The sequence below is a fragment of the Streptomyces sp. NPDC007164 genome, assembly GCF_040634135.1.
In the GTDB taxonomy this organism is placed as follows: Bacteria; Actinomycetota; Actinomycetes; order Streptomycetales; family Streptomycetaceae; genus Streptomyces; species Streptomyces sanglieri.
In genome coordinates, this window is the sequence record NZ_JBEYFB010000004.1 from 66,177 (window position 1) to 78,304 (window position 12,128).

The 12,128-nt window shown below is 70.7% G+C and carries 13 protein-coding genes and 1 tRNA gene; 10 read left to right on the forward strand and 4 right to left on the reverse strand.

The genetic code is table 11. The annotated features are described in order from the left end of the window. Positions 1 to 66 precede the first annotated feature (66 nt). Positions 67 to 882 carry an SOS response-associated peptidase gene (locus ABZ622_RS08990; protein WP_360541709.1) on the reverse strand — a complete coding sequence of 272 codons (816 nt, stop codon included), beginning with the start codon at positions 880 to 882 and terminating at the stop codon, positions 67 to 69. Between the two features lie 78 nt (positions 883 to 960). Between ABZ622_RS08990 and ABZ622_RS08995 the strand changes: the two genes are divergently transcribed. From ABZ622_RS08995 to ABZ622_RS09010, 4 genes are all read left to right on the forward strand, one after another. Next, positions 961 to 1,674 (forward strand): M50 family metallopeptidase, encoded by a 714-nt coding sequence (locus tag ABZ622_RS08995; RefSeq protein WP_360541710.1) that lies wholly within the window; start codon positions 961 to 963, stop codon positions 1,672 to 1,674. 69 nt (positions 1,675 to 1,743) lie between these two features. Further along, positions 1,744 to 3,060, forward strand: coding sequence for a 3-phosphoshikimate 1-carboxyvinyltransferase (gene aroA, locus ABZ622_RS09000; protein ID WP_266688732.1), 1,317 nt, complete (start codon positions 1,744 to 1,746; stop codon positions 3,058 to 3,060). 3 nt (positions 3,061 to 3,063) lie between these two features. Continuing rightward, positions 3,064 to 4,080, forward strand: a complete 1,017-nt coding sequence (gene rsgA, locus ABZ622_RS09005) for a ribosome small subunit-dependent GTPase A (protein ID WP_360541711.1) — start codon at positions 3,064 to 3,066, stop codon at positions 4,078 to 4,080. Between the two features lie 90 nt (positions 4,081 to 4,170). Continuing rightward, positions 4,171 to 4,494, forward strand: coding sequence for a multidrug efflux SMR transporter (locus tag ABZ622_RS09010; protein ID WP_124716491.1), 324 nt, complete (start codon positions 4,171 to 4,173; stop codon positions 4,492 to 4,494). On the opposite strand, the gene ABZ622_RS09015 is transcribed toward ABZ622_RS09010, so the two are convergent. Beyond that, complete coding sequence (locus ABZ622_RS09015; protein WP_360541712.1) at positions 4,424 to 5,107, reverse strand: TetR/AcrR family transcriptional regulator; 684 nt, start codon at positions 5,105 to 5,107, stop codon at positions 4,424 to 4,426. The two genes, ABZ622_RS09010 and ABZ622_RS09015, sit on opposite strands and share 71 nt — an antisense overlap. A 138-nt stretch (positions 5,108 to 5,245) precedes the next feature. On the opposite strand from ABZ622_RS09015, the gene hisN reads away from it, so the two are divergent. After that, complete coding sequence (gene hisN, locus ABZ622_RS09020) at positions 5,246 to 6,046, forward strand: histidinol-phosphatase (RefSeq protein WP_266912402.1); 801 nt, start codon at positions 5,246 to 5,248, stop codon at positions 6,044 to 6,046. A 316-nt stretch (positions 6,047 to 6,362) separates the two neighbouring features. Continuing rightward, on the forward strand, positions 6,363 to 6,767 hold the full coding sequence (locus ABZ622_RS09025) for a CBS domain-containing protein (protein ID WP_266912404.1): 405 nt from the start codon (positions 6,363 to 6,365) through the stop codon (positions 6,765 to 6,767). A gap of 71 nt (positions 6,768 to 6,838) precedes the next feature. Here ABZ622_RS09025 and ABZ622_RS09030 read toward each other — a convergent pair whose 3' ends face one another. After that, positions 6,839 to 8,290, reverse strand: coding sequence for a catalase (locus tag ABZ622_RS09030; protein WP_266912406.1), 1,452 nt, complete (start codon positions 8,288 to 8,290; stop codon positions 6,839 to 6,841). 161 nt (positions 8,291 to 8,451) lie between these two features. Here ABZ622_RS09030 and ABZ622_RS09035 point away from each other — a divergent pair, with 161 nt between their 5' ends. From ABZ622_RS09035 to ABZ622_RS09050, 4 genes are all read left to right on the forward strand, one after another. After that, a complete protein-coding gene (locus tag ABZ622_RS09035) occupies positions 8,452 to 8,871 on the forward strand; it encodes a Fur family transcriptional regulator (RefSeq protein WP_360541713.1) in 420 nt (139 codons plus the stop codon). Between the two features lie 324 nt (positions 8,872 to 9,195). After that, complete coding sequence (locus ABZ622_RS09040; protein ID WP_360541914.1) at positions 9,196 to 9,906, forward strand: ABC transporter ATP-binding protein; 711 nt, start codon at positions 9,196 to 9,198, stop codon at positions 9,904 to 9,906. Beyond that, entirely contained in the window at positions 9,903 to 10,772 is an 870-nt protein-coding gene (locus ABZ622_RS09045) for an ABC transporter permease (RefSeq protein WP_360541714.1), read from the forward strand. Before ABZ622_RS09040 ends, ABZ622_RS09045 begins: the two co-directional genes overlap by 4 nt. Positions 10,773 to 10,804: 32 nt before the next feature. Next, the gene (locus ABZ622_RS09050; protein WP_360541715.1) at positions 10,805 to 11,944 is read left to right on the forward strand and encodes an ABC transporter substrate-binding protein; all 1,140 of its coding nucleotides are present in this window, start codon (positions 10,805 to 10,807) and stop codon (positions 11,942 to 11,944) included. Positions 11,945 to 12,005: 61 nt separating this feature from the next. Here ABZ622_RS09050 and ABZ622_RS09055 read toward each other — a convergent pair. Beyond that, positions 12,006 to 12,079, reverse strand: a tRNA-Met gene (locus tag ABZ622_RS09055). Between the last annotated feature and the right edge of the window lie 49 nt (positions 12,080 to 12,128).

Consider the following 12,128-nt stretch of genomic DNA (forward strand, 5'->3'; position numbering starts at 1 on the left):
TCGGCGGTCCCGGCCCCGCGGCCCGTCTCTGCAGTAGTCACGCGCCCCATCCTCCCCGCCGGGACCTCAGAAGAGGGTGCCCACCTCCGGCGCGGCCAGTTCTTCCAGCAGTTCGGGTCCGTTGTTGCGGACGTTGCTGACGGCCGTGGCCACCGGGTAGGCCCGCATCAGCCCGCCCGGCGGCGGGGCGAGCAGCGCCTTCAGCTCCTCGACATCGGTGCGCGAAGGGTCCAGCCAGTCGTCCCAGCGGTCCGGCGTCAGCATCAGCGGCATCCGGGGATGGATGTCGGCGAGCGCGGCCGGGCCGTCCGCGGGGGCGACGGCGAGCGGGGTGGTCTCCGCCTCGGTGGTGATCACCGTGCACGTCACCCACCAGGCCATCGGGTGGTCGTCGGGCAGGGTCCGGTCGCGCCAGAACTCGTACAGCCCGGCCATCGCGAAGACCGATCCGTCGGCGGGGGTCACGAAGTACGGCTGCTTGCGCGGGCGCTTCTTCTTCCCCTTCTCCTCCAGCTGCCGTTCGTCCACGCCGGTGACCCACTCGTAGTAGCCGTCGGCGGGCAGGATGCAGCGCCGTGAGACGAAGGGACGGCGGAAGGACGGCTTCTCGTGGACGGTCTCCGCGCGGGCGTTGATCATCCGTGCGGCGCCCTCCGGGGACTTCGCCCAGGACGGTACGAGTCCCCATTTCAGGGCGCGCATCTGGCGAACCGGACGCTGGTCGTCTGCGTCTTTCACAGGACGCTCCAGTACGGCGTAGACCTCCTTGGTGGGCGCCACGTTCCAATCGGGCGCCAGGGCCTCGGCCGGCTCCCATTTCTCGACATGGAAGAGTCCGGTCAGGTCCTCGGGCCGCCGACTCGCTGAATACCGTCCGCACATGAGTGCCAGACTGCCACGACCGTCACACCGGCCGGGCGCCGATACCGCAAGCCGACACCGCAAGGAGCCGCCCACACCATGGACAGCACCGAACTGGGCAATCTGTGGGACCGCGTGTTCGGCACCCAGCCCGCCCCCGAGCAGTGGCTGGTGGTGGTGACCGGCACGCTCGCACTGATCGCCGTCGTACCGAATCCGCTCTGGCGGCTGACCCGCAACGCGATCACCATCGCGCACGAGGGCGGCCACGGGCTGATCGCGCTGCTCACCGGCCGGCAGCTGTCCGGCATCCGGCTGCACTCGGACACCAGCGGCCTGACCGTCAGCCGCGGCAGGCCGACCGGCATCGGCATGGTCCTCACCGCGGCCGCCGGCTACACCGCCCCGCCGCTGCTGGGCCTGGGCGGCGCGTGGCTGCTGGTCGACGGCCGGATCACGCTGCTGCTGTGGGTGGCCACCGTCCTGCTCGCGGTGATGCTGGTGATGATCCGCAATGTCTACGGGGCGCTGACGGTGATCCTCACCGGCTCGGCCTTCCTGCTGGTGTCCTGGCTGGCCTCACCCGCCTGGCAGTCGCTGTTCGCGTACACCGTGGTCTGGTTCCTGCTGCTCGGCGGCGTGCGCCCGGCCTTCGAGCTCCAGTCCAAGCGGCGGCACGGCGGTGCGCCGGACTCGGACGCGGACCAGCTGTCGCGGCTGACGGACGTACCGGCCGCGCTCTGGCTCTTCCTCTTCCACGCGGTGTCGCTCTGCTCGCTGATCGGCGGCGGGCGCTGGCTGCTCGGTATGTGAGACATACGGGGGCCTGGGCGAAGGCCGCGGGGCGGGGGCCGTCGGGCGAAGGCCGTTAAAGTGAGATCCATGACCGAAAGCTCCGTGCACCCCGCTCTCTGGCCCGCCCCGCATGCGACCGGGGCGGTCGACGCGACCGTCACCGTGCCCGGATCGAAGTCGGTCACCAATCGCGCGCTGGTCCTGGCCGCGCTCGCCGCCGAGCCCGGCTGGCTGCGCCGCCCGCTGCGCTCCCGCGACACCCTGCTGATGGCCGAGGCGCTGCGTTCGATGGGCGTCGGCATCGAGGAGGGCGTCGGCCCGGACGGCTCCGGCGAGGCCTGGCGGGTCATCCCGGCCGGGCTGCACGGCCCCACCACGGTCGACGTCGGCAACGCCGGCACGGTCATGCGCTTCCTGCCGCCGGTCGCGACCCTGGCCGACGGCCCGGTCCGCTTCGACGGCGACCCGCGTTCGTACGAGCGCCCGCTGACCGGTGTGATCGACGCGCTGCGGGTGCTCGGTGCCCGGATCGACGACGAGGGGCGCGGCTCGCTCCCGATGACCGTGCACGGCAGCGGTGCGCTGGACGGCGGTCCGGTGGCGATCGACGCCTCCTCGTCCTCCCAGTTCGTCTCGGCGCTGCTGCTGTCGGCGCCGCGCTTCAACCAGGGGGTGGAGGTGCGTCACACCGGCGCCCGGCTCCCCTCCATGCCGCACATCCGGATGACCGTCGACATGCTGCGGGCGGTCGGCGCGCAGGTCGACGAGCCGGAGACGGGCGGCGAGCCGAACGTCTGGCGGGTCTCCCATTCCGCCCTGCTCGGCCGTGACCTGACCATCGAGCCCGACCTCTCCAACGCCCAGCCGTTCCTGGCGGCCGCGCTGGTCACCGGCGGCCGGGTCACCGTCCCGGACTGGCCCGAGCACACCACCCAGCCGGGCGACGCGCTGCGGGAGATCTTCACCGCGATGGGCGGCAGCTGCGAGCTGACCGAGCGCGGCCTCACCTTCACCGGTTCGGGCCGGATCCACGGCATCGACGTCGACCTCGGCGAGGTCGGCGAGCTGACCCCGGGCATCGCGGCGGTCGCGGCCCTGGCCGATTCGCCATCCACCCTGAGCGGCGTCGCCCATCTTCGGCTGCACGAGACGGACCGGCTGGCCGCGCTCACCAAGGAGATCAACGAGCTGGGCGGCGACGTCACCGAGACCGCCGACGGCCTCCACATCCGGCCCCGCCCGCTGCACGGCGGTACCTTCCATACGTACGACGACCACCGGATGGCGACCGCGGGGTCGATCATCGGCCTTGCCGTACCCGGAGTGGAGATCGAGAACGTGGCGACGACCGCCAAGACCCTGCCGGACTTCCCGCAGATGTGGACCGGAATGCTCGGGGCCTGAGACATGCGCCGCTACGGCAAGAACCCCGACGAGGACGACATCCGGTTCCGCCCCAACCCGAAGGGCAACCGGCCTCGCACCCATACCCGCCCGAAGCACGAGGACGCCGAGGAGGGCATGGTCCTCACCGTCGACCGGGGCCGCCTCACCTGTCTCGTCGACGGCCGTACGGTCATGGCGATGAAGGCCCGTGAGCTGGGCCGGAAGGCCGCGGTGGTGGGTGACACCGTCTCCATCGTCGGTGATCTCTCCGGCGACAAGGACACCCTCGCGCGCATCGTCCGCATCGGTGAGCGCCGCTCGGTGCTGCGCCGGACCGCGGACGACGACGATCCGTTCGAGCGGGTGGTCGTGGCCAACGCGGATCAGCTGGCGATCGTCACCGCCCTGGCCGATCCGGAACCCCGGCCCAGGATGATCGACCGCTGTCTGGTCGCGGCGTACGACGGCGGGCTCTCCCCGCTCCTCGTCCTCACCAAGTCCGACCTGGCCTCCCCGGACAAGCTGCTGGAGGCGTACACCCCGCTGGGCGTCCCGTTCATCGTGACCAGCCGCGAGGAGCTGGAGAACGGCGACGCGGCGGAGCGGGTCCGCGAGCAGCTGAACGACCGGGTCACCGCCTTCGTCGGGCACTCCGGCGTCGGCAAGACCACGCTGGTCAACGCGCTGGTGCCGAAGGACCGCCGGCGTACGACGGGCGTGGTCAACGCGGTCACCGGGCGCGGCCGGCACACCACCACATCGGCGCTGGCGCTGCCGCTGCCCGACTACCGCGGCTGGGTGATCGACACCCCCGGTGTGCGCTCCTTCGGGCTCAACCACATCGACCCGTCCCGGGTGATCCACGCGTTCCCGGACCTGGAGCCGGGCACCGAGGAGTGCCCGCGCGGCTGCACCCACGACAGCCACGCACCGGAATGCGCCCTGGCCGCCTGGGTGGCGGACGGCCATGCCGATCCGGCCCGGCTGGACTCGCTGCACCGGCTGCTCTCCACCCGGGAGCGACGCGAAGGCGACTGACCGGGGCGCGTTTGCGAACTGCTCCTACCGGTAAGTACATAATCACACCCAGTGTGGCAAGGCGGTCACCGACGTGGGAGGGCACTGACGATGGCGTGGCTGCTGGTCGTGGTCGCAGGACTTCTGGAGACCGGCTTCGCCGTCTGTCTGAAGCTCTCGCACGGCTTCACCCGGCTCTGGCCGACCATCGCGTTCTGCATCTTCGCCCTCGGCAGCTTCGGTCTGCTGACGATGTCGCTGAAGAAGCTCGACGTGGGCCCCGCCTACGCCGTGTGGACGGGCATCGGCGCGGCGGGCACCGCGATCTACGGCATGGTCTTCCTCGACGACGTGGTCTCCACGCTCAAGCTGGTGTCGATCTCCCTGGTGATCCTCGGGGTGATCGGGCTCCAGCTGTCGGGCTCGTCCCACTGACCGCGTACGGCGCCCGCGCCACCACGTGGCGCACCAGCGGTGCCGGCTCTCCCCCGGTCCCCGACGGGGTGGGCACCAGCGCGTAGCTCAGGGCGAGCCGCAGCACGATCTCGCAGGTCACGGCGAGGGCTTCCGGGTCGTGCGGCGGCCGTTCCGCGTCCAGGGCGGCCACCGCGCGTTCGCCGGCCCGGCGGAGCAGTTCGGCGGGGGCCGGCGGGCCGGGACCGGCGCTCCAGGGGCCGGGCAACGGGTCCGGGCATCCGGCCACGAGGGGGCCCGGACGGGGTAGCCGCTCGTTCCAGCAGCCGGTGAGCAACGCCTTGACCAGCACGTTCGCCCGTACGGCCCGAACGGTCCAGGCGGCGGTGGCGGCCAGCCTGTCCGCCGTACCGCCGGCCGTTCCCAGTGCGCGCTCGACCCCGGCCAGATAGCCGTCGGCCGCGTCCCGCACCAGGGCGCGGGCCAGGCCGTCCTTGCCGCCGAACTCGTTGTGGAGGGTCTGCCGGGAGACGCCGGCGGCGGATGCCACGTCGACCATGCGCACCGACGTCCAGGGCAGGGTCGCCAGCGCCGAGAGGGCGGCGTCCAGCAGTAGTTCCCGCGCTGTGGGCATCGTCGCCTCCCGCGCCGAGGGCTCCGCGTCCCAGCGTCGGCGCGGCCCCGGGGACTGTCAATGGTCCGCGCGGCTCCCGGGGGCGCGCGGCTCCCGAGGCGTGTGGCTCTGTTCACCTTCGCTCGATACTGTGACGGCATGCCCGATTACCACGATGATCTGCGCCTTGCCCATGTGCTGGCGGACGCCGCCGACGCGGCGACGATGGACCGGTTCAAGGCCCTCGACCTCAAGGTCGAGACCAAGCCGGACATGACTCCGGTGAGCGAGGCGGACAAGGCCGCCGAGGAACTGATCCGCGGCCACCTCCATCGGGCCCGCCCGCGTGACGCGATTCTGGGCGAGGAATTCGGGATCGAGGGCACCGGCCCGCGCCGCTGGGTCATCGACCCGATCGACGGCACCAAGAACTATGTGCGCGGCGTGCCCGTCTGGGCGACGCTGATCTCGCTGATGGAGGCGGGCGAGGACGGCTTCCAGCCGGTGGTCGGCGTGGTGTCGGCCCCCGCGCTGAACCGGCGCTGGTGGGCGGCCAAGGGCGCCGGCGCGTACACCGGCCGCAGCCTGACCTCCGCGACCCGGCTCCAGGTGTCGAAGGTGGAGCGGATCGCGGACTCCTCGTTCGCGTACGCCTCGCTGAGCGGCTGGGAGGAGCAGGGCCGCCTCGACGGTTTCCTGGACCTGACCCGGGCCTGCTGGCGCACTCGCGGGTACGGGGACTTCTGGCCGTACATGATGGTCGCCGAGGGCTCGGTGGACATCTGCGCGGAGCCGGAGCTCTCGCTCTGGGACATGGCCGCCAACGCGATCGTCGTCCAGGAGGCGGGCGGGAAGTTCACCAGCCTTGACGGCGTCTCCGGCCCCGGCGGCGGCAACGCGGCGGCCTCGAACGGACTGCTCCACCACGAGCTGCTCGGCTATCTGAACCAGCGCTACTGAGCCAGCGCTGCCGACCCGGCGTTACTGAGCCAGCGCTGCCGAACCTGCGCTGCCGACCCGGCGTTACTGAGCCAGCGCTGCCGAACCTGCGCTGCCGACCCGGCGTTACTGAGCCTGTGCTGCTGAACCTGCGCTGCCGACCCGGCTCGTACGCCGGGATCGTGTCCCCGGGGGCGTCGTGCACTGCCGTGCGCCCCCGGGGGAGCTTCGTCCCCCCTTGTTCCGTCCCCGCATCGGTGCGACTCTGAGAGTCTCCCCGCTTGTGAATTTGTGAATCGACTCACACAGTCGTTTCACCAAGGAGGTGGCTCTCTTCATGCTCGTCCGTGACGCCATGAGCACGCTGGTCCTCACCATCGGGCCCGCCCATACGCTCCGCCAGGCCGCCCGGCTGATGTCGGTCCGCCATGTCGGGGCCGCGGTCGTACTCGACCAGGACGACAGCGGGCTCGGCATCCTCACCGAACGCGACATACTCAACGCGGTCGGCTCCGGACAGGATCCGGACGTCGAGACCGCCGCCACCCACACCACCACCGACGTGGTCTTCGCCTCGCCCACCTGGACCCTGGAAGAGGCCGCGGTGGCCATGACACACGGCGGGTTCCGGCATCTGATCGTGCTGGACGGCCACGGCCCCGTGGGCATCGTCTCCGTACGCGACATCCTGCGCTGCTGGGCGCCCACCCGGCGCCGCCACCACGTGGAACTCATCGGCTGAGCCCCGAACGACCGGTGGGCCGGCCTCCCCCGAAGGGGAGGCCGGCCCACCGCCGACGACAACCGTCCGGATCAGCCGCGAAGGGCCTGGACCGCGGCCTCCAGACGCTTGCCGAAGTCGCCGTCCGCCTGGCGGAAGTTGTTGATCGCGCGCTCGGCGATGTCGTCGCGCGAGACCTTGGCGATGAACCCGGCGAGGTTGTCGATCAGCCGGGCCTTCTCGTCCTCGGAGTAGAGCCGGTACAGGTTTCCGGCCTGCACGAAGTCGTTGTCCTCGGCGTGGCTCGGGGCCGCGTGCGTGGCGACCTCGCCGGTGACGGTGGTGGGCTCCCACAGCGGACGGTCGGTCTGGGCCGGACCGCCGAAGCTGTTCGGCTCGTAGTTCTTCGCGCCCTTGTGACGGCCGTCGTACAGATAGCCGTCCCGGCTGTTGGTACGCGCCTCGGTGGCGTGCGGGCGGTTCACCGGCAGGTGGTCGGCGTTGATGCCGACGCGGTAGCGGTGGGCGTCGCCGTACGCGAAGAGACGGCCCTGGAGCATCTTGTCGGGGGACGGACCGATGCCGGGCACGAAGTGCGCGGGGCTGAAGATCGACTGCTCGGTCTCCGCGAAGACGTTCTCCGGGTTCCGGTTGAGCTCCAGCTTCCCGATCTCGATCGGCGGGTAGTCCGCGTGCGGCCACACCTTGGTGAGGTCGAACGGGTTGAAGCGGTACGTGGCCGCCTCGGCCGCCGGCATGATCTGGACCTGCACCGTCCAGGACGGGAAGTCGCCGCGCTCGATCGCCTCGCGCAGATCGCGCTGGTGGCTGTCCGGGTCCTCACCGGCGAGCTTGTTGGCCTCGGCCTGGGTGAGGTTCTTGATGCCCTGGTCGGTCTTGAAGTGGTACTTGACCCAGAAGACCTCGCCGGCCTCGTTGCTCCACTGGAACGTGTGCGAGCCGTACCCGTTCATGTGGCGCAGCGTGGCCGGGATGCCCCGGTCGCCGAAGAGCCAGGTCACCTGGTGGGTGGACTCGGGCGACAGACCCCAGAAGTCCCAGACGTTGTCCGCCTCCTGCGAGCCGGTGTACGGGTCGCGCTTCTGGGTGTGGATGAAGTCGGGGAACTTGATGGCGTCCTTGATGAAGAACACCGGGGTGTTGTTGCCGACGAGGTCGTAGTTGCCCTCTTCGGTGTAGAACTTCAGCGCGAAACCGCGGGGGTCGCGCACCGCGTCGGCCGAGCCGAGGTTGCCCGCGACGGTCGAGAAGCGCAGGAAGGTCTCGGTCTGCTTGCCGACCTCGGAGAGGAACTTGGCTCGCGTCCACTGCGAGACGTCACGGGTCAGCGTGAACGTGCCGTACGCGCCGGCGCCGCGGGCGTGCACGATGCGCTCCGGGATGCGCTCACGGTTGAAGTGCGCGAGCTTCTCCATCAGCGACTGGTCCTGCACCAGGACGGGACCGCCGACGCCCGCGGTCTGGCTGTTCTGGTTGTCGGCGACCGGCGCGCCGGCCTCCGTGGTGAGCGGTCCCTGCGTCACGTGCGCCTCCTGCGTCGTTCCTGCACATTCGTCTTGTCCTGCACAGCCTGTCCCTTGGCGTATGCCGGTGCCGATCCTACAATGGACTTAGTCCAAGTCAAGTGAACATCCAAAGTCACACCCGTTCGGGACCTGGTCCCTCCACTGTTAGGCTTGTTTCTATGAGTGACCTGCTGGAACGACTTCGCGGACGCGGCTGGCGCATGACCGCGCAGCGGCGCGTCGTGGCCGAGGTCCTCGACGGGGACCACGTGCACCTGACGGCCGACGAGGTCCACGCCCGGGCCGTGGCCAAGCTGCCCGAGATCTCCCGGGCCACCGTCTACAACACACTGGGCGAGATGGTGACGCTCGGCGAGGTCATCGAGGTCTCCACGGACCGCCGCGCCAAGCGGTACGACCCGAACGCGCACCGGCCCCACCACCACCTGGTCTGCGCGAGCTGCGGCACGATCCGCGACGTGCACCCGGCCGGCGACCCGATGGCGGACCTGCCGAGCGACGAGCGCTTCGGCTTCACGGTCTCCGGCGTCGAGGTGACCTACCGCGGCATCTGCCCGAACTGCGCGTCGACGGGCTGAGCCGGGCCGCTCCTCACGTCGAAGGCCCCGGTGCGAGCGTCATTCGCACCGGGGCCTTCCGCGTGAATCCCCGCGGGGGACGACACCCCTCCCGACCACTGGCACCTGCGCACCCCCTTCCCCAATCTGACGGGTAGTCATATCGTCTGCGGCGATCACGTCCGCCCCGCGGCGGATCCGCACCTCGATACGCCCGAGGAGAGACCCGTGGGAGTTCCGCACCCGACCCCACCCGCCCCCGCAGCCGAACCCGCCCCCGCAGTCACCAGTCCCAAACTCCGCGCCGAAGCGCTCACCCGCTCGTTCGGGCGCGGCACCAAGGCCCTGTCCGCCCTCGGTCCGCTCGATCTCTCCGTCGCGCCGGGCGAGTTCACCTGCGTCGTCGGCCCGTCCGGCTGCGGCAAGTCCACGCTGCTCCGGATCGCCGCCGGGCTGCTCCGCCCCAGCTCCGGCGAGCTGTCCATCCGTACGGCCTCGCCCCGTCCGGCGGCGATGATCTTCCAGGACTACGGCATCTACGACTGGAAGACCGTGCTCGCCAACGTCCGGTTCGGTCTCGACATCCAGCGCACACCGCGCAAGGAGGCCGATGCCAGGGCACGCGACTGGCTGGCCCGGATGGGGCTCTCCGACTTCGCGGGGGCCTATCCGGCCGCCCTCTCCGGCGGGATGCGGCAACGGGTCGCGATCGCCCGCGCCCTCGCCGTCGAACCCGAGATCCTGCTGATGGACGAGCCGTTCGCGGCGCTCGACGCCCAGCTGCGCACCATCCTCCAGGACGAGCTGCTCGACCTCACCCAGACCACCCGTACCACCACCCTCTTCATCACCCACAGCCTCGAAGAGGCGATCGTGCTCGGGGACAGGGTGCTGGTGATGTCCGCCAGACCGGGGCAGATCATCGCCGAGCGCCGCCCGCCATTCGGCCGGCCGCGCACCGGCACGGTCCGTTCGGCACCCGAATTCACCGCGCTGAAGAGCGAGTTGTGGGAGCTCCTGCGTGGCGAGGTGCACCGGGAGGCGGTCCCGGCATGACCGTCACCGTGAACACCACGAAGCCCGACGAGGGCCTTCTGATCCGCAGACCGGGCCCGCAGGAGCTGCGTCCGGCACGCACCCACCGCAGGCGCCGCGCCCTGGAGATCACGCTGGCCGTCGCCGTGCCCCTGCTCCTCGTGCTGCTCTGGCAGCTGGCCGCCGCGCAGTCCTGGATCGATGCCCGGGTCTATCCCGCCCCCTCCACCATCCTGGCGGACGGCCTGGACCGGGCGGGCGCCGGTGAACTGTGGCCGGATGTATGGGCCACGCTCAAGCGGGTCCTGGGCGGCTACACGATCGGCACCGTCGCGGGATACGCGCTCGGCCTGCTGATGGGCTCACTCTCCCTCGTACGGGCGGCGCTGGAGCCGTTGCTCGACGCCCTGTACGTCGTGCCGAAGCTGGCCCTGCTGCCCGTCTTCCTCAATATGTTCGGCCTCGGTGAAGGGCCGCAGATCGCTCTGGTCGCCGCGACCGTCTTCTTCTTCGTCTGGATCTCCACCATGGCGGCCGTGCTCGCCGTCCCAGCCGGTCACCGCGACGCCGGCCAGGTCTTCGGCGCCTCGCACCGGCAGATGTTCCGCCATGTGCTGCTGCCCGCGTCGCTGCCCGCGGTACTGGTCGGGGCACGGATCGCGGCAGGGGTGGCCGTGCTCGTCATCGTCGCCTCCGAGCAGATCGCCGCGGCCGACGGTCTGGGCCATCTGATCTTCGACTCCCGGGCGCTGTTCCAGAACGACGTGATGTTCGTCGGCATCGTGTGCGTGGCCGTCCTCGGTGTCGTCTTCTCCGAAGTGGTGCGGATCGCCGGACGGCTGCTCACGCCGTGGGCCCCGCGCGACCGCGGCCGCGGTCGGTCCTGAACGGCTCCCCACGCTCTTCGTACGGAGGCACTGTGCGTACCCACACCCGCATCACCCGCACCGTCGTGCTCGTCACGGCATCCCTGCTCGGCGCCGCGGGCTGCGCCGGGCACGACTCCGGCGGCGGCGGTGCCGCCGCGCCGCGCACCGTGAAGCCCGTCGCGGGCTGTGGCGCCGGGAGCTGGACCGACCCGGCCGACCTCGCCCCCGACCGGAAGGCGGCCCGCTGCGACAAGGGCGCCCCGGCGGCCCAACCCCTGGCGAAGCAGCGGAAGATCACCGTCGCCACCGGCACCCTGAGCGCGGAGTACGTCGCTCCGCTCCAGGTCGCGGTGGCGAAGGGCGAGTTCGCGAAGGAGGGGCTGGACGTCGAACTGAAGGTGCTGCCCACCCCGGACGCCCTGCCGCTGCTCGCCAAGGGCGACGTGGACGCCCAGTGGGCGGCTCCCGAGGCAGCCGTGATGAACGGCATCAACGGCGGCTTCGACATCAAGTGGGTCGCGGGGAACTTCTCCCCCGACCCCGCCTCCAAGAGCGGCCTGTGGGTGCGGCTCAAGGACGGCGAGAGCGCCGATCACGTCGAGATGGCGGGCCGGAAGCTGGGCACCATGATCGGCAAGGGCTCGGTCATCGCGTACCCGATGGGCACCTCCCTGAAGAGGCACGGCGGTGGCCTCGACCGGATCAGCTTCCAGCAGCTCGGTTCCGCGGACGTGCTGACCGCACTGCGGAACGGCGGCGTGGACTCGGCCTGGCTGCTCGACCCGATCTGGCGCAGGGTGGACGGCGACAGGAAGTACGCGTTCCTGGGCGGCCAGCCCGTCGGTGAACCGCTCGGCGGCCTGCTCTTCGGCCCAACGCTGCTCAACGAGGACCCGGACGCGGGCGTCGCCTTCCTCCGCGCCTACATCCGGACGGTGAACACCTACTTCACCGGCGACTACAAGTCCGATCCCGGCTTCGTGACCGAGCTGGCGAAGCTGATGAAGACCGATGAGGCCACGCTGCGGTCGACCCCGTCGATGCGGATGGACTGGGAGATACGCAAGGGCACGACGGACCGGCTGCAGGAGGCGTACGCCGATTCGGGAGTGTCCGAGGGCGCCTCGGTGCCGGAGGCGAAGGCCGTAGACCGGACGATGTACTCGGAGGCCGTGGGCCACAAGCTCTGACCTCGCGCAGCACATGCACAGAAGGCCGGATCCTCGAAAGGATCCGGCCTTCTGTCTTCAGTAGCGGGGACAGGATTTGAACCTGCGACCTCTGGGTTATGAGCCCAGCGAGCTACCGAGCTGCTCCACCCCGCGTCGTTGTGTTTAGAACTGTACGTCACCGCTGCCGACCAGCGCAAATCCG